The sequence below is a fragment of the Neptuniibacter sp. PT8_73 genome (assembly GCF_047778045.1).
GTDB lineage: Bacteria > Pseudomonadota > Gammaproteobacteria > Pseudomonadales > Balneatricaceae > Neptuniibacter.
Genome location: NZ_CP180545.1, coordinates 3346159 through 3363351, shown reverse-complemented (window position 1 = coordinate 3363351; position 17193 = coordinate 3346159). Strand labels below are relative to the sequence as shown.

General features: G+C 43.9%; 15 protein-coding genes. All 15 read left to right on the top strand.

Annotated elements, in window-relative coordinates; translation table 11 throughout:
* Positions 1-95 precede the first annotated feature (95 nt).
* The 15 genes from pyrH to tilS all read left to right on the top strand — a co-directional run bounded on the left by pyrH (position 96) and on the right by tilS (position 17178).
* Positions 96-854 carry a UMP kinase gene (gene pyrH / locus ACMXYN_RS15260; protein ID WP_415882452.1) on the top strand — a complete coding sequence of 253 codons (759 nt, stop codon included), beginning with the start codon at positions 96-98 and terminating at the stop codon, positions 852-854.
* Complete coding sequence (gene frr / locus ACMXYN_RS15255) at positions 844-1401, top strand: ribosome recycling factor (protein ID WP_415885836.1); 558 nt, start codon at positions 844-846, stop codon at positions 1399-1401. Before pyrH ends, frr begins: the two co-directional genes overlap by 11 nt.
* A gap of 40 nt (positions 1402-1441) precedes the next feature.
* A complete protein-coding gene (gene uppS, locus ACMXYN_RS15250) occupies positions 1442-2203 on the top strand; it encodes a polyprenyl diphosphate synthase (protein WP_415892577.1) in 762 nt (253 codons plus the stop codon).
* Positions 2196-3008 (top strand): phosphatidate cytidylyltransferase, encoded by an 813-nt coding sequence (locus tag ACMXYN_RS15245; protein ID WP_415892576.1) that lies wholly within the window; start codon positions 2196-2198, stop codon positions 3006-3008. The genes uppS and ACMXYN_RS15245 overlap by 8 nt, the downstream gene beginning before the upstream one ends.
* 7 nt (positions 3009-3015) lie before the next feature.
* Complete coding sequence (gene rseP, locus ACMXYN_RS15240; RefSeq protein WP_415892575.1) at positions 3016-4371, top strand: sigma E protease regulator RseP; 1356 nt, start codon at positions 3016-3018, stop codon at positions 4369-4371.
* 39 nt (positions 4372-4410) lie between these two features.
* Positions 4411-6729 carry an outer membrane protein assembly factor BamA gene (gene bamA, locus ACMXYN_RS15235; protein WP_415892574.1) on the top strand — a complete coding sequence of 773 codons (2319 nt, stop codon included), beginning with the start codon at positions 4411-4413 and terminating at the stop codon, positions 6727-6729.
* 10 nt (positions 6730-6739) lie between these two features.
* The gene (locus ACMXYN_RS15230) at positions 6740-7237 is read left to right on the top strand and encodes an OmpH family outer membrane protein (RefSeq protein ID WP_415892573.1); all 498 of its coding nucleotides are present in this window, start codon (positions 6740-6742) and stop codon (positions 7235-7237) included.
* Between the two features lie 14 nt (positions 7238-7251).
* Entirely contained in the window at positions 7252-8289 is a 1038-nt protein-coding gene (gene lpxD, locus ACMXYN_RS15225; protein WP_415892572.1) for a UDP-3-O-(3-hydroxymyristoyl)glucosamine N-acyltransferase, read from the top strand.
* 3 nt (positions 8290-8292) lie between these two features.
* Positions 8293-8730, top strand: a complete 438-nt coding sequence (gene fabZ, locus ACMXYN_RS15220) for a 3-hydroxyacyl-ACP dehydratase FabZ (RefSeq protein ID WP_415892571.1) — start codon at positions 8293-8295, stop codon at positions 8728-8730.
* A 3-nt stretch (positions 8731-8733) separates the two neighbouring features.
* Positions 8734-9504: an acyl-ACP--UDP-N-acetylglucosamine O-acyltransferase gene (lpxA, locus tag ACMXYN_RS15215; protein WP_415892570.1), complete on the top strand. Its 771-nt coding sequence runs from the start codon at positions 8734-8736 to the stop codon at positions 9502-9504.
* An 8-nt stretch (positions 9505-9512) separates the two neighbouring features.
* Complete coding sequence (gene lpxB, locus ACMXYN_RS15210) at positions 9513-10673, top strand: lipid-A-disaccharide synthase (RefSeq protein WP_415892569.1); 1161 nt, start codon at positions 9513-9515, stop codon at positions 10671-10673.
* Positions 10670-11263 carry a ribonuclease HII gene (gene rnhB, locus ACMXYN_RS15205; protein ID WP_415892568.1) on the top strand — a complete coding sequence of 198 codons (594 nt, stop codon included), beginning with the start codon at positions 10670-10672 and terminating at the stop codon, positions 11261-11263. The genes lpxB and rnhB overlap by 4 nt, the downstream gene beginning before the upstream one ends.
* 19 nt (positions 11264-11282) lie before the next feature.
* Complete coding sequence (dnaE, locus tag ACMXYN_RS15200) at positions 11283-14774, top strand: DNA polymerase III subunit alpha (RefSeq protein WP_415892567.1); 3492 nt, start codon at positions 11283-11285, stop codon at positions 14772-14774.
* A 126-nt stretch (positions 14775-14900) separates the two neighbouring features.
* Positions 14901-15860, top strand: coding sequence for an acetyl-CoA carboxylase carboxyl transferase subunit alpha (gene accA, locus ACMXYN_RS15195; RefSeq protein ID WP_415882439.1), 960 nt, complete (start codon positions 14901-14903; stop codon positions 15858-15860).
* Positions 15850-17178 (top strand): tRNA lysidine(34) synthetase TilS, encoded by a 1329-nt coding sequence (gene tilS / locus ACMXYN_RS15190; RefSeq protein ID WP_415892566.1) that lies wholly within the window; start codon positions 15850-15852, stop codon positions 17176-17178. The genes accA and tilS overlap by 11 nt, the downstream gene beginning before the upstream one ends.
* Positions 17179-17193 lie beyond the last annotated feature (15 nt).

Sequence of the window (17193 nt, the reverse complement as noted above, 5' to 3'; positions counted from 1 at the left end):
AGCTCTAAAGCTTATGGATTGCGCATCTAACCCATGCGCAATCCCCTCTTTTCTTGCTACACTCTCCTGATCCCAATTTCTGTGGAGATATACGGATGCCAACCACCGAGAAACAATCAAAATATAAACGCATATTATTGAAGCTTAGCGGCGAAGCCCTGATGGGTGACGAGAGCTTTGGTATAGACTCAAATGTCCTGAATCGAATGGCCTTAGAGATCGGTCAGTTAGTAGGGATTGGTGTTCAAGTCGGTATGGTTATCGGCGGTGGTAATTTGTTTCGCGGCGCAGCGCTAAATGAGGCTGGGTTGGATCGTGTTACTGGCGACCATATGGGTATGCTTGCAACTGTTATGAATGCATTGGCTATGCGCGATGCATTGGAACGTAGCAATATAAACACTCGAGTAATGTCGGCTATTCCAATGAGTGGTGTAGTGGATCATTACGACCGTCGAAATGCGATGCGTTACCTTAACCAAGGTGATGTTGTGATTTTTGCAGCGGGTACAGGTAATCCTTTCTTTACAACGGATTCTGCAGCTTGCCTTCGTGGTATAGAGGTAGAGGCGGATGTTGTACTGAAAGCAACTAAGGTTGATGGTGTATATACAGCAGATCCAGTTAAGGATCCTACAGCGCGCCGTTACCGTCACCTAAGTTATGATGAAGTTTTAGAACAGCAACTGGGTGTTATGGATCTGACCGCGATCTGTTTGACGCGAGATCACAATATGCCAGTGCGTGTATTTAATATGAATAAACCAGGTGCTCTCGCCAACCTAGTAGTAGGTAGCGACGAGGGTACATTGATCGATTGCAGTGAAACGGTTGGAGAAAAATATGCTGAATGAAATCACTCAGGATGCTGCCGAGCGCATGCAGAAAAGTGTTGATGCCCTAGTAACGAACTTCAAAAAAATTCGTACTGGTCGTGCACATCCGAGCATTCTGGAAGGAATTCAGGTTTCCTATTACGGTTCTGATGTGCCTTTGAGCCAGGTAGCTAATATTTCCGTTGAAGACGGTCGTACGCTATCTATCGTGCCATGGGAAAAGCCAATGGTGCCTGTAATCGAAAAAGCGATTATGACCTCTGATCTTGGTTTGAACCCAGCAACTGCGGGTGAAAATATTCGTGTTCCAATGCCTCCTTTGACTGAGGAAACACGTAAAGGTTATATCAAACAAGCGCGTCAGGAAGCTGAAGGCGCGCGCGTAGCAATTCGTAATATTCGTCGTGATGCAAACGGCGACCTTAAAGATCTTTTGAAAGAGAAAGAGATTACTGAAGATGATCAGCGTCGTGGCGAAGATCAAATTCAGAAAGTTACGGATAAGCATGTTGCAGAAGTGGATAGTCTTTTGGAACAGAAAGAAAAAGATCTAATGGAAATCTGATCGAAGCAGCGGTGCTGCAAAGCACTGCTGAATTATTTGCATGTCATCAGAAAACAACTCTTCAGAAGTTATTACTAATACTCCTCGGCATATTGCCATCATTATGGATGGTAACAACCGCTGGGCTAAAGAGCGCAGATTACCAGGTTTGGCAGGCCATAAAGCCGGGGTTGATTGTGTGCGTTCAGTCATCGAAGGCTGTGTGGAGCTAGGGGTTGAGTCTCTGACTTTATTTGCCTTCAGTTCAGAGAATTGGAAACGGCCTCCCTTGGAGGTCAAAGGTTTAATGGAGTTGTTTAAGCTTGCATTAGATCGAGAGGCAAAGAAGTTATTAAAAAATAACATTCGCTTGCGTGTTGTGGGTGATAAAACTTCTTTCAGTGAATCGCTTCAGAATAAAATTCATCATGTTGAGTCATTAACTGCTGGTTGTGATGGTTTACAGCTGAATATTGCGGCGAACTATGGTGGTCGTTGGGATATCACGCAAGCGGCTCGTCAGTTGGCTGAGCAATGTCTTAGTAATGAATTGACGCCTAAAGAAATTACAGAAGAATCGCTAGGTAATTGCATTAACCTTTCCGATCTTCCTGAACCTGATCTATGTATTAGAACGGGTGGTGAGCAGCGTATTAGTAATTTCTTGATCTGGCAATTTGCTTACACTGAGTTGTATTTCTCTGATGCTTATTGGCCTGACTTTGATAAAGAGCATTTGAAAGCAGCGGTTCAAGATTATAGCGGTAGACAGCGCCGCTTTGGCAAAACTAGTGAGCAAGTAGAGGCGGAGCAAAATGCTTAAACAGCGAATATTAACCGCGCTTGTGCTTGCCCCGTTAGCGTTGCTAGGTGTGTTTGCTTTACCTTTATCATCTTTTCTTTATTTTATGGATGTTGTCATTCTCTTGGGTGCTTGGGAATGGGCAAATTTATCCGGTTATGAAAGCCGTATTCAGCGTTCCATCTATGTGGGTTTGGTGGCATCTATTCTTGCTGGCCTACATCTTTCTTACACCACTATTCCTGTTGAACTTATCTTGTCAGCTGCACTCTTAGGTTGGTTGGTCGCGCTTTTTTGGGTAGTAAAATATCCGCAAAGCACTGGTTGGAGTGCTGGCTGGAAACGTGCTTTAGTAGGCTTGGTTGTATTAGTGCCAAGCTGGATTGCATTTGTTGGACTTAAAGGTTCAGAAAACGGTGAGATGTTAATCCTACTGTTGTTTCTTTTGGTTTGGGGTGCGGATGTCGGGGCGTATTTTTCGGGCAAAAACTTTGGTCGGGTAAAATTAGCGCCTAATGTGAGCCCTGGTAAAACGCGAGAAGGCCTTTACGGTGGTTTGATAGTCTGTGTTGTTATCTCTGTTGGATTTGCTTTTTATAGTGGGTTTGAAATGGTGCAAGTTATCCTTCTTGTTGTGCTTGCTACTGTTACAGGGTTGATCTCGGTTCTTGGAGATCTGTTTGAAAGTATGCTGAAACGACATCGGGGAATTAAAGATAGTAGTCAGCTACTCCCGGGGCATGGAGGTGTATTGGATCGTATCGATAGCCTAACAGCAGCTTCACCTTTATTTGTATTAGGTATGCAATATCTAATTGCATATTGAGATTGCTATGGAACTGTTGCATACCATTCTTGCCACAATCGTTACCTTAGGGATATTGGTTACAATCCATGAGTGGGGTCATTTCTACGTGGCCCGTCGTTGTGGTGTTAAAGTTCTACGTTTCTCTGTTGGTTTTGGTAAAGCTTTTTATACGTGGAAAGATCGTCAAGGTACTGAGTATGCGATTGCCAGTATACCTTTGGGCGGCTATGTCAAAATGCTGGATGAGCGTGAAGGTGATGTACCTGAAGATCAGCTCACCCAAGCCTTTAATCGTAAACCTGTAATTCAACGTATCGCAATTGTTGCAGCAGGTCCTCTTGTAAATCTCATTTTTGCTGTTTTTGCTTATTGGTTCATGTTTGTCTACGGCGTTTCAACAGTTGCGCCTGTAGTAGGTAGCGTAAAAGTTGGTTCGGTCGCTGAGCAGGCGGGTTTACAAGGCAATGTTGAGATATTGTCGGTAGATGGTTTTTCAACTTTGTCATGGGATGAGGTGAACCTGCGCTTAGCCTCTAGAATCGGTGAAAGTGGAGAAATTAGCTTAGTTGTTAAGCCAGTCAACAGTACGCTTTCTCATAATGTGCAGATATTAGTATCTAACTGGCATGTTGCTGTAGAGTCTGAATCGCCAGTGACCGCTTTGGGCTTGGAACCATGGAGGCCTAGTGTGCCGGCAGAGATAGGGCAGGTTGTTGACGGTGGTAGAGCGCTTCAAGCCGGATTGCTTGCAGGTGATATTGTTAAAAGTATAAATGGCCAACCCGTAGATGATTGGTATGGATTTGTTCAAGTTGTCAAAGACAATCCAGAGCGTTCAATTGAACTGACTGTTTTCCGCGAAGAAATTCTACGTGATATTACTTTGATACCAGCTCGTAAGGTTAATGATCAAGGGCGTGAATATGGTTATATAGGGGCGGCTGCTCAGCCGGTATCGTGGCCTGATAATCTAAGGCGTACGATTGCATATGGATTTTTTGAAGCTTTTGGTCGTGCTGTAGATAAGACTGGGCAGATGATGCTTCTGACACTTGATTCAATATGGAAGATGATTGAGGGTGTTATCTCAGTAAAAAACTTGAGTGGTCCAATTACCATTGCTAAAGTGGCCGGTGCTTCAGCAGAATCTGGGCTGGAATCTTATATTAGTTTTCTTGCCTATCTAAGTATTAGCTTGGGTATCTTAAATTTACTACCGATCCCTGTCTTAGATGGCGGACATTTACTTTATTATGCTGTTGAATTAGTGACAGGAAAGCCTGTAAGTGAGAATATTCAGCTCCTTGGACTGAAAATTGGTATGGCTATGCTGCTTTCGCTAATGTTTGTAGCATTATTCAATGACTTTATGCGGCTTTAATAGCTGTTTCGATTATTTATTACGGATTAGACGCACTTCATGAAACGTGGTATTGGACTTCTAGTAGCGCTCTTTTTCTGGGTATCTTTTGCTCAGGCAAACACATCATCTTTCGTTGTAGAAGATATCCGTTTAGAGGGATTGCAACGTGTTTCCCCAGGTATCGTATTTAGGAATTTCCCTGTCACAGCTGGGGACCAAGTCAATTCACTATCCTTAACTAAGGCAACTAAAAAGTTATTTGCTTCTGGCTATTTTGACGATATCGAGCTGTTACGTGATGAATCCGTACTTGTGCTGCGCTTACAAGAGCGCCCATCAGTTAGTTTGATCAGGCTAGAGGGTAACAAGGTTATCGAATCTGAAGCGTTGCTGGATGGTTTGAAACAGACTGGCTTGCAAGAAGGTGATGTATTTAAACGGGCGACACTAGAACAGATTAAGCAAGATCTTGTGCATGTTTATGCTTCTCAGGGGCGTTACGGTGCAAGTATAAGTACGGACGTCGAAAACTTACCGGGTAATCGTGTTGCTCTAAATATCAATGTTAAAGAAGGTCGTGTTGCAACGATCCAGCATATTAATATTGTAGGTAATACTGTTTATTCTGATGAAGAGCTTAAAGAACTGTTTTCTTTAAAGCTACCAAACTTCTGGTCTTTCTATAAAAAGGATGACCGTTATGCCCGTCAAAAACTAACAGGTGATCTAGAGCGAGTTCGTTCATACTACCTAGATAGCGGCTATGTAAATTTCTCTATCGATTCTACTCAAGTATCTATCACGCCGGATAAAAAGAATGTCTATATTACTCTGAATGTGACTGAGGGTGAAAAGTACACTATCCGTGATGTGGCTGTTGCCGGAGAAATGGTAGTGCCGGAAAGTGAGCTTTTAGATACCGTTCGAGTTGAAGAAGGTCAGGTGTTTTCACGTCGTTTGATAACAGAGTCTCAAGATGCCCTAACTAAGCGTATTGGCGATGCCGGATATATGTTTGCAAACATATCCCCTGCACCGGAGTTGCATGATGATAATACGGTTACAGTTAAGTTTTTCGTTGATCCAGGTAAGCGGACATACGTTCGCCGTATTAATATTAGAGGTAATACACGTACCGCTGACGAAGTTATTCGTCAGCACCTTAAGCAGATGGAAGCAGCGGTTGCATCGAATGAGCTGATTGAACAGTCCAAACAGCGTCTAGAGAAAACGGGATATTTTAAAACGGTCGCTGTAGAGACTACTCCCGTGCCAGGTAGTAACGATTTAGTTGATATAGATTATCGCGTTGAAGAACAGCAGTCAGGCTCATTTTCTGCGAGTGTAGGCTTCTCCCAAAGCTCCGGTATTATTTTAGGCTTTCAGTTAAAACAGGATAACTTTTTAGGAACTGGTAAGCGGGTTGGTATAGGTATTTCTAATAGTGATACTTTGACGGAGTACTCTTATAGTTTTGTTGATCCTTATTACACGGTCGATGGCGTAAGTCGTGGTTTCAATGTTTATTATCGTGAGCGTGACTTTGATGAAGACAATGCCAGTGCTTTCTCGACTGATGAGATGGGGGGGGGTGTCAACTTTGGTTACCCGATTGATGACTATCAGCGTTTAAATTTTGGTCTAAATGTTGAGAAGGTTACGATTAAAACTAATACGACAGAGACTCCAGATGAAATCAATCAGTACCTTGCAGATGAAGGTAATGATTATATTAACTTTAACCTAACTGGGCGTTGGAGTTCTAACCACTTAAATAGAGGGTTCTTCCCTACAAAAGGTTACTCACAAAGCGCTTCATTGGAGCTAGGTCTGCCAGGTAGTGACTTGAGCTACTATAAAGCGTTGTATAACGCTAAATGGTATTACCCGTTAACCGATGATAGATTCTGGGTGTTATCGATGAAGGGGCGTTTAGGTTATGGCGGAGAATTGGGCAGTAATGAATATCCATTCTATAAACACTTCTTTGCAGGTGGATTAAAGACTGTTCGTGGTTACGAGCAAAACTCTTTAGGACCAAGAGATTCGAAGGATGATCCATTTGGTGGTGATGTATTAATCTCGGGTGGGGCTGAGTTCATATTCCCAACACCATTTGTAAAAGAGAAAACATCTTGGCGAACTCTATTATTTGTTGATGCAGGCAATGTATTCGATACGGATTGTTCTTCTGTGTCTAAACCTGGTAACTGCACCAGTGGTGTAGAGCTTGATGAATTGAGACTGTCAGCTGGATTCGGATTGAGCTGGTTAACGCCAATTGGGCCATTGTCAGTTGCTTTGGCAGCTCCTCTCAACGATAAAACAGGTGACGAAACGGAAGTATTCCAGTTCGCATTAGGTCAAACTTTCTAAGGAATAGAAGATGAATTTCAAAACATTAGTAGGTTTTCTTGCTGCAGCAACATTGAGTTTTAGTGCAAACGCAGAAAAAATAGCGGTTTTAGGTGTTCAGCAGGCATTGTTAGCATCTGAGGCTGCTGCAGATTATCGACAATCGCTTAAAACTGAATTTGCTAAAGAAGATCAAAAAATGCTTGATCTAGAAAAGCAAGTTAAAGCTACGCGTGAAAAGTTGAAAAAAAATAAAGGGGTAGCTTCTGAAGCAGAAATGAAGAAGCTAGGCCTGCAATTCCAGAAAGTGTTCGCAGAATACCAAAAGAATGGTCAGGCGTTGCAACAGAAAAAAATGCAGCGTGAGCAGGCATTTATTCAAGAAATGCGCCCTCGTCTAGATAAAGTGATCCGTGATCTTATCGAGAAAGAAGGTTATGACGTTGTCGTTGCTAAACAGGCAACATTATTTGCGAAAAAAGAGCTTGATATTACTCCTCGAGTAGTTGAACTGCTTAATAAACAGTAGGCTAGCTGTACTGAATGAGTTTGAAAGAGTACACGCTAAAGCAATTAGCTGATTTTCTATCAGCTGAGTTACATGGCGATGGTGATTTCAAAGTTGCTGCCTTAGCAACTTTGGAGCAGGCTGGATCTTCGGATTTGAGCTTTATCGCAAATAGCAAATACCAGAAATATCTATCTGACACACAGGCAGGAGCTGTTTTGATGACTCCCGCTGATCAAGGTTTATTTAAAGGTAATGCTTTAGTTATTGATAATCCATATCTTGCTTATGCTCGTGTTAGTCAGCTTTTTGTTCCATCCTCTAGCTCTTTAAAAGGTATCGCTGCATCAGCGAATATTGCGGAATCTGCCAGAATCGCAAAAACTGCCTCTATTGCTCATGGCGTTGTTGTTGGTGAGCATTCAGTCGTCGGTGATGGAGTTGTTATTGGGCCCAATTCGGTTGTGGGTGATGACTGTGTTATTGGTGCTGAATCAGTTATAAACGCAAATGTGACTTTATACACAGACGTCCATATTGGTGAAAATTGCCTTATTCACAGTGGTGCCGTTTTAGGTGCAGATGGTTTTGGTTTTGCCAATGAAGCTGGCAGCTGGGTGAAAATTGCGCAGTTAGGTGGGGTTAGAGTTGGTAATAACGTTGAGATCGGTGCAGGTACCACGGTAGATCGCGGAGCTCTTGAACACACGATTATTTCTGATGGTGTGATTTTAGATAACCAAATACAAATTGCTCACAACGTTACCATTGGTGAAAAATCTGCGATTGCAGGTTGTACGGCAATAGCTGGAAGCACTAAAATTGGTGCCGGTTGTACCATCGCCGGAGCATGTGGAATTACAGGGCATTTAAATATTGCTGCTGGTAGTCATATCACCGCAATGTCATTAGTTACAAAATCAATTACTGAACCAGGTGTCTATTCGTCTGGTACCGGTATGCTTCCGCATAAAAAATGGAAGAAGAATGTTGTTAGGTTTCGTCAGTTAGATGACCTAGCGCGTCGTCTAAAATCTGTAGAAGATAAGATTACTGAGATTAAGGGTTCTTAAGAAATGATGGATGTAAATGAAATACGGGAATACCTTCCGCACCGCTATCCGTTTTTATTGGTAGATCGTGTGCTGGAGTTAGAAAAGGGAGAATCCATTGTTGCGATTAAAAACGTTACAGTTAATGAACCTTTTTTCAATGGCCATTTTCCCGATCATCCAGTAATGCCTGGTGTTTTGATTGTCGAAGCTATGGCTCAAGCGGCTGGTATCCTAGGTTTTAAAACTATGGACAAAAAACCGCAAGATGGCTCGATATATTACTTTGTTGGATCAGATAAACTACGCTTTAAACGACCAGTAGTGCCAGGAGATCAGTTGAAACTTGAAGCAACAGTTGTCTCTGAGCGCCGCGGTATCTGGAAGTTTGATGTGCGAGCTACCGTTGAAGGTGATATGGTAAGTAGTGCAACAATTTTGTGTGCTGATAGAAAGGTTTAAATCTTGATAGATTCCCGTGCTCTTATAGACCCTACTGCAAAGCTTGCTGATGATGTTGAAGTAGGGCCTTGGTCAATTATTGGGCCTGATGTAGAAATTGGTGCGGGTACCGTTATTGGCCCTCATGTAGTTATCAAGGGACCAACCAAAATCGGGAAGAATAACCGTATATTTCAATTCTCGTCTGTTGGTGAAGATTGCCAAGATAAGAAATATGCGGGTGAACCGACGACCCTGACCATTGGGGATAATAATGTTATCCGCGAAGGTGTCACGATTCATCGTGGTACTGTTCAGGATGCAGGTACTACGACAATTGGCAGTCATAATCTATTTATGGCTTATGCTCATGTTGCTCACGATTGCGTTGTTGGTGACCATGTAATCATGGCTAATAATACGGCGATTGCAGGGCATGTGCATATTGGTGACTGGACTATTCTTGGTGGTTTTACTGCAGTTCATCAATTCTGCAAGATCGGTTCTCATGTAATGTGTGGAACCAGTACTGTTGTACTCAAAGATATACCTTCCTACATTATGGCTAATGGGAATACCGCCAAGCCCCATGGTATAAACGTTGAAGGTCTTAAGCGTCGCGGTTTTAGTGCTGATTCAATTGCTCAGTTGCGCCGTGCTTATAAAACTATCTTCCGTAATAAACTTACAACAGCTCAGGCATTGGCCGAATTAAAGGCGATGGCTAATGAATGCCCTGAAGTTGTTCCGATGATCCAATCTATTGAATCCTCCACTCGTGGCATAATCCGCTGAGGTTGATTATGCCAAATCCCCTACGAGTAGGCATTGTAGCTGGTGAAGCTTCAGGTGATATTTTAGGTAGTGGCTTAATCAAAGCGTTAAAAAAACGCTACCCGAATCTCACTGTCGAAGGGATTGGCGGTGAGTTGATGATCGCTGAAGGCTGTCGCTCTCATTACCCTTTGGAAAGATTGTCAGTTATGGGGCTTGTGGAGGTCCTTGGACGACTACCCGAGCTTCTTGGTATTCGTAAAAAACTGATTCGCCACTTCATCGATAACCCTCCTGATGTATTTGTTGGCGTGGATGCACCAGACTTTACTCTTAAAATGGAAGGGGAGCTAAAGGCAGCAGGAATTCCCACGGTGCACTATGTCAGCCCATCTGTTTGGGCTTGGAAGCAGAAGCGTATTTATAAAATCAAACGCACCACCGATCTTGTTCTTAGTCTATTTCCGTTTGAGGCGAAGCATTTTGCTCCCACCCAGCAGCGAGTCGCTTTTGTTGGTCATCCTTTAGCAGATAGTATTCCACTTAGTGTTAACGTAGCTGAGAGTAAGAAAAAGTTTGCAGTAAAGCCTGATGAGACAATTATTGCGTTGTTGCCTGGTAGCCGAGGTAGTGAACTTAAATATTTGGCAGAACCCTTTTTAGATACCGCTCGCTGGTTGAGTGAGAGGTTAGAGAATGTTCGATATGTTATCCCTGCTGCCAATGAAACACGCCATGATCAGTTACATAAATTAATTGTAGAAAAATACTCTGATCTTAATATTCAGCTTGTGATGAAGCATTCTCGTGATGTGATGGCGATAGCTGATAGTATTTTGATTGCGTCTGGTACAGCGACTCTTGAGGCAACAATTTTACAGAAACCGATGGTTGTCGCTTACAAAATGTCATCATTGACCTATGCGATCTATTCTCGAATGGTGAAATCCAAGTTCATCTCTTTGCCAAATCTGTTGGCTGATGAGGCTTTAGTGCCTGAAATCTTACAGGATCGAGTAAAACCAGAAGTACTCGGCCCTGCAGTATTAAAGAGTTTGCAAGATGATGAATACAAAGCTTATTTACGTGATAAGTTTTCAGCAATACACAAACAACTTCATCAGGATGCAGACGAAAAGGCTGCAGATGCTATTGAGGCGCTTTTGAAAGATAAAGGGGTGATCTCATGAGTACTATGGAATTAGATTTTTCTCAGGGTAAAAGAGTGGCTGGTGTTGATGAGGTCGGTCGTGGTCCGTTGGTCGGTAATGTCGTTGCCGCCGCAGTAATTCTGGACCCAGAAAATCCTATTCAAGGTTTGGCTGATTCGAAAAAGCTTTCTGCGAAAAAACGAGAGCAGCTTTACATCGAAATCAAGGAAAAGGCGTTGGCATGGTGTGTCGCTTCGGCATCGCCAGCTGAAATTGATGAAATCAATATACTCCATGCCTCTATGCTAGCGATGAAAAGGGCTGTCGAAGGTTTAGATATCCCTGCCGAGTTTGTATATGTTGATGGCAATCGAAGTCCCGATCTAAATTGTCCTAGTGAGCCTGTTGTAAAAGGGGATAGTAAAATCCCTGAAATTAGTGCTGCATCCATTTTAGCCAAAGTCGATCGTGATAGAGAGATGGAACTTCTTGATCAGCAATATCCAGAGTACGGCTTTGCTAAGCATAAGGGCTACCCTACAGCTCTGCATTTTGAAAAACTGGCTGAACATGGCCCGTTACCAGAACATCGTCGCAGTTTTAAGCCCGTACGGGATCTGCTTTCCTAACCTTTAAAAAGTTTGCTTTATGTCTGATCCGCAGTTTATTCATCTTCGCGTTCACACAGAATTTTCCCTAGTTGACGGCTTGGTTCGAGTCAAAGAGCTGGTTAATGCCGCTAAAGATGACCATATGCCCGCCGTTGGTATGACTGATCAAACTAATTTCTTTGGTTTGGTGAAATTCTTTAAAGCGGCAACAGGCAGTGGTATTAAGCCTATCTGCGGTTCCGACCTGTGGGTGGAGAATACTGATGAGCCCGGTGGAGAGCCTTACCGATTAACCTTGTTAGTGCGAAATGCAGAGGGTTACCTCAACCTGATGGAATTGATCTCTCAGGCTTATGCTGAGGGTCAAAATGTTCTAGCGGATATGGCCTTGGTGAAACCTGAATGGGTAGAGGCTAAATCAGCGGGCTTAATTGCATTGTCAGGTGGGCGGAAAGGTGAAATTGGTCGTTCTATCTTGGCTGAAAATGATCAGGCTGGGGTAATTTTAGAACGCTGGATGAAAGTCTTTCCAAACAGCTTTTATCTAGAAGTGCAGAGAACAGGTAGGGTGGGTGACGAGCAGATCGTTCATGATTCTGTTGAGTTGGCTAAAACCTATAACTGCCCATTAGTTGCGACCAATGAGGTCATGTTTATCAATGAGTCAGATTTTGAGGCTCATGAAGTACGTGTATGCATCAACCAAGGCCGTACATTAGAAGATCCAACGCGTCCGAAAGAATACAGTGACCAGCAATACTTCCGTTCCCAAGAAGAGATGGTTGAGCTTTTCAGTGATATCCCATCTGCGGTCCAAAACACAGTAGCGATTGCTAAGCGCTGTAATATTGAGATTGAAATCGGCACATATTATTTACCGAAGTACCCTATCCCTGAAGGGATGCTGATGGATGATTATTTCCGAAAAGTGTCTTTTGATGGCTTGGAAGAGCGCCTTGAGATAATTCTTGATAAAGAAGATCCTGATTATCAAGCGAAGCGTCAGGAATATATTGATCGCTTAGAGTTTGAATTGGATATTATTATCCAGATGGGTTTCCCGGGTTACTTCCTGATCGTAATGGACTTCATTATGTGGGGTAAGGAAAACGGTGTTCCTGTAGGCCCTGGGCGTGGTTCAGGTGCGGGTTCCTTGGTAGCTTATGCACAAAAAATTACCGATCTTGATCCGTTAGAATATGACCTTCTGTTCGAACGATTCCTCAACCCTGAGCGTGTCTCCATGCCTGACTTCGATATCGATTTCTGCATGGATAACCGAGATAAGGTAATCGACTATGTAGCGCGAACTTACGGACGCGATGCTGTTTCTCAGATCGTAACCTTCGGTACTATGGCTGCGAAAGCGGTAGTTCGAGATGTGGCGCGTGTACAAGGTAAACCATTTGGTCTTGCAGACCGACTTTCAAAGCTTATTCCTTTTGAGCCAGGCATTACTCTGAAAAAAGCCTTGGATCAGGAACCTATGCTAGGCGAGTTTATTGAGTCCAGTGAAGAGGCTCAAGAAATCATGGATATGGCGTATAAGCTCGAAGGTGTGACGCGAAATGTAGGTAAGCACGCCGGTGGCGTTGTAATCGCGCCAACTAAATTGACGGACTTTGCTGCTACATACTGTGATGAAGAGGGTAATGGCCTTGTTACTCAGTTCGATAAAGGCGATGTCGAAGAAGCTGGGTTAGTAAAATTCGACTTCTTGGGTCTGCGTACGCTGACGATTATCGATTGGGCGTTACAAACGGTAAACCGTATTCGCGAAAAGAGCGGTGAAGAGCCGCTTGATATCGCTCTGATTGATCTAGAAGACAGAAAGACCTTTGATCTTCTGCAAGCTGCTGAAACTACAGCAGTATTCCAGCTTGAGTCCAGCGGTATGAAGGATTTGGTTCGCAGGCTGTTACCTTCGCGCTTTGAAGATATTGTCGCGCTAGTAGCTCTATTCCGTCCGGGGCCGCTTCAATCAGGCATGGTAGATGACTTTATCAACCGTAAGCATGGTCGCGCGGAGATGGCGTGGCCACATCCTGATTATCAATTGGATTCACTGCAACCAGTACTCGAACCGACTTACGGAATTATCCTTTACCAAGAGCAGGTAATGCAGATTGCTCAGGTAATGGCAGGTTATACCCTTGGTGGTGCGGATATGCTGCGTCGTGCGATGGGTAAAAAGAAACCTGAAGAGATGGCTAAGCAGCGTGTCTCTTTCCTTGATGGTTCAGAGCAGAATGGGATCGATCGTGACTTAGCTGGGAATATCTTTGACCTAGTAGAGAAATTCGCAGGTTATGGTTTTAACAAATCCCACTCTGCAGCTTATGCCTTAGTTTCTTATCAAACGGCTTGGCTGAAAGCTCATTACCCTGCGCCGTTTATGGCGGCGGTAATCTCTTCTGATATGCAGAACACCGACAAGGTGGTGATCTTCATTGAAGAGTGTCGTGTGATGGGTATTCCTCCTGCGTTGCCGGACGTTAATACCGGTGAGTATATGTTCACCGTAAATGATGAAGGTGTCATTGTTTATGGTCTAGGTGCGATTAAAGGCGTAGGTGAAGGACCTATAGAGGCAATCACGGAAGCACGTGCAGATGGCGGTCCATTTACGGATCTATTTGATTTCTGTGAGCGGGTTGGTGCGAAGAAGCTTAATAAGCGTGTATTAGAAGCTTTGGTTCGTTCTGGTGCGCTAGATTGTTTGGGCGCTGAGCGAGCCATTCTATGGGAAGCTATTCCGGATGCGCTGAAAGCTGCCGATCAAGCGGCTAAAAACCAAGATGCAGGGATGTTCGACTTATTTGGTGAGGTAGAAGCTGAATCTGATCGCTGCTCGTATGAAGACTACAAGTCGGTAAGGTCTTGGACTGATAAAGAGCGTCTTACGGGTGAAAAAGATACGCTCGGTTTGTACCTCACCGGCCATCCTATCGATGAATATGAGTCCGAGTTAAGGCACTTTGTTGGTAAGCGTATCGTTGAGTTGCAGCCTGCCCGTGGTCAAACTCAAAAAATGGCAGGGTTGGTGGTTGATCTTAGACTGAAGAAAACCAAAAAGGGCGATAATCTCTGCTTTGTGACCTTGGATGATCGCACCGCGCGTATCGATGTGACGTTGTTTGGAGATACCTATGATGCTGTACGTGAACTTGTTCATAAGGATGCGGTGCTAGTGGTTGAAGGTGAAGTGGCAGAGGATCACTTTTCTGGTGGAATCAAGGTGCGTGTAAGCAAGGTGCTGACTATTCCTCAGGCACGTGCTCAGTATGCGGCAGGTATCCAAGTAAAATGTAACGAAAGTCAGTTAGCTGGTAGGCGCTTGAAAGAGCTGCAGGAATTACTTAATAGTTATAAGGGTGAGGGTTCTCTGCCAGTGCAGTTGCGCTACTCTAGACCTGATGCTGAGGCAACCATAACTTTGGGTGATAACTGGCAGGTTCAGGCTAACGATGATTTGTTGATTGCATTAATGGAGCGGTTCGGAAGTGATGCTGTTTCATTAACCTATTAGTCAGTTTAACTCGCGTAATTTAGCTGTCCTGTTTGGAGTCGAGGCTTTCTCTTGTAGGGTCTGGTTCTTAAAGCTGCAAACAGGTACACTTTGGACAATTTTTTTACTATTGAATAGATGAGTCATATGAATCCGAACTATCTGGATTTTGAACAGCCAATTGCAGAGCTGCAGGCAAAGATTGAAGAGCTACGTCTGGTAGGGGATTCAGCTGAACTGAATATCTCTGATGAGATTAAGCGTCTGGAAGACAAAAGCCGCACTCTGACAGAATCTATTTTCTCTGATCTGTCTGCTTGGCAAGTATCGCAGTTATCCCGTCACCCTCAGCGTCCATATACATTGGACTACATCGATTATATGTTCGATGAGTTTGATGAAATTCACGGCGATCGCCATTTTGCTGATGATCAGGCTATCGTGGGTGGTATTGCGCGTATGGATGAGCGACCAATAATGGTAATTGGTCATCAGAAAGGTCGTGGTGTTCAGGAGCGTCAGAAGCGTAACTTTGGTATGCCTCGTCCAGAGGGTTACCGTAAAGCACTACGTCTAATGGAAATGGCTGAGCGTTTTAAAATGCCAATCATGACCTTTATTGATACTCCGGGAGCTTACCCAGGTATTGATGCTGAAGAACGTGGCCAGTCAGAAGCTATTGCATTTAACCTAGCGAAAATGTCTCAGCTAAAAACACCTGTAATTTCCACTGTTATCGGTGAAGGTGGTTCGGGTGGTGCATTAGCGATCGGTGTATGCGATGAACTCATGATGATGAGTTACTCTACGTATTCAGTAATTTCTCCAGAAGGTTGTGCTTCTATTCTTTGGAAGAGCGCTGAGCGTGCTGCAGATGCAGCTAAAGCGATGGGGATTACTTCTGATCGTCTACTTGAGTTGGGCCTTGTTGATCAGATCGTAAGTGAGCCACTTGGTGGTGCTCACCGTGATCCAGCCCTAACAGCGGCAAATCTTAAGCGTCACCTATCTGAAGTGCTGGGTCGCTTAGATGAACTATCTACCGATGAATTGCTGGAGCGTCGTTATAAGCGCTTGATGGCATACGGTTTTGGTGGTGAAGCCTAATACAGGCAATCTCACCGCTTTACAGGAGTGTGAGCGCCAGTTTAAGGCGCTGACCTCCCGTTTTATCTCTTCCCTTGATTCGTCCTCTTCAATCTCCCGTTGGGTTATTGCTCATAGCGGTGGCTTAGACTCTCAGTTATTGCTGCACCTTGCTTGTAAGGTGTTACCACGCAGCCAAATAGTCGTGCTTCATATCAACCATAATTTGCAGGTTGAGGCAGATAGTTGGTCGACATTTTCCGAGAGACAGGCTGAGCTTCATGGTGTTGTTCATCATTTGGTTTCCGTGATTCCTAATAATTCCTCTGAAGTTGCGGCAAGGGATGCGCGATACGCAGCATTTAATAACTTTGTTGTCGAAGGTGATTGTGTGTTGTTTGGTCATCATGCTGATGATCAAGCTGAAACATTGCTGTTTCGTTGGTTAAGAGGTACTGGCCTGACTGGCCTAAAAGGTATGCCTGAACAGCGGGATCTGGGGCAGGGTTATCTATTACGGCCATTGCTTTATTGTTCGCGCAAACAATTGGAGCAAGCGGCAACTGCGATTGACCTAGAATTTATTCAGGATCCATCTAATGATTCCATTGATTATGACCGCAACTTTTTAAGACATAAGGTATTACCTGAATTAAAGCAGCGTTGGCCGCAATTGCTTGCTCGTTGGCAAAAAAATGCGGACTTAGTAACTAAAAGTGAGTCTTTGTTGAATCACTATTTAGATCAAGATTTGAGTCAATGCTTAGTTACTAAGAAACAGTTGAATTTAGCTGTTTGGGGCAATCTGGCTGAGGTTAAGCGTTTAGATCTGATTCGCCGCTGGGTCTATAACGAGGTTGGTTTCTTGCTTAATGAGCAGCAGTTAAAGCAAATTCAGCAGGATGTTATTCAAGCGCAATCGGATGCTAATCCCATTTATTCAATTCAGGAGCACTCGCTACGCCGCTTTCGCAATCATTTGTATATAGTATCTCCATCCTATGAACTACTCGATAATGTTGAAATATCTGAGGCTGGCTGTTGGGTATTGGGAGACGGTGAGCTAACCATCGAATTGGCTAAACCGCTGCAGAAACCATTGATGCTGCGGCGCCGCAAGGGTGGGGAGCGATGTGTTCCTCATGGGCAAGTGCTTTCAAAATCGGTAAAAAAATTGCTCCAAGAAGCAGATCTTCCTCCTTGGGTGAAGTCTGACTGGCCATTGATTTTTCAGGGTGAAACCGTAGTTGCCGTGCCCGGTATCTGTGTTTGTAATGGCTGGGATAAAGAAAGCTCAGGTTTTTCGCTTTTATGGCGTCCCTTATCGTTGTCTGATTAGCCCTGATTTGCTATC

Coding starts and splice junctions, on each gene's coding strand:
- bamA (WP_415892574.1), top strand. CDS start 4,411: ATGAAACGTGGTATTGGACTTCTAGTAGCGCTCTTTTTCTGGGTATCT.
- pyrH (WP_415882452.1), top strand. CDS start 96: ATGCCAACCACCGAGAAACAATCAAAATATAAACGCATATTATTGAAG.
- fabZ (WP_415892571.1), top strand. CDS start 8,293: ATGATGGATGTAAATGAAATACGGGAATACCTTCCGCACCGCTATCCG.
- rnhB (WP_415892568.1), top strand. CDS start 10,670: ATGAGTACTATGGAATTAGATTTTTCTCAGGGTAAAAGAGTGGCTGGT.
- lpxD (WP_415892572.1), top strand. CDS start 7,252: ATGAGTTTGAAAGAGTACACGCTAAAGCAATTAGCTGATTTTCTATCA.
- accA (WP_415882439.1), top strand. CDS start 14,901: ATGAATCCGAACTATCTGGATTTTGAACAGCCAATTGCAGAGCTGCAG.
- rseP (WP_415892575.1), top strand. CDS start 3,016: ATGGAACTGTTGCATACCATTCTTGCCACAATCGTTACCTTAGGGATA.
- dnaE (WP_415892567.1), top strand. CDS start 11,283: ATGTCTGATCCGCAGTTTATTCATCTTCGCGTTCACACAGAATTTTCC.
- lpxB (WP_415892569.1), top strand. CDS start 9,513: ATGCCAAATCCCCTACGAGTAGGCATTGTAGCTGGTGAAGCTTCAGGT.
- frr (WP_415885836.1), top strand. CDS start 844: ATGCTGAATGAAATCACTCAGGATGCTGCCGAGCGCATGCAGAAAAGT.
- uppS (WP_415892577.1), top strand. CDS start 1,442: ATGTCATCAGAAAACAACTCTTCAGAAGTTATTACTAATACTCCTCGG.
- ACMXYN_RS15230 (WP_415892573.1), top strand. CDS start 6,740: ATGAATTTCAAAACATTAGTAGGTTTTCTTGCTGCAGCAACATTGAGT.
- ACMXYN_RS15245 (WP_415892576.1), top strand. CDS start 2,196: ATGCTTAAACAGCGAATATTAACCGCGCTTGTGCTTGCCCCGTTAGCG.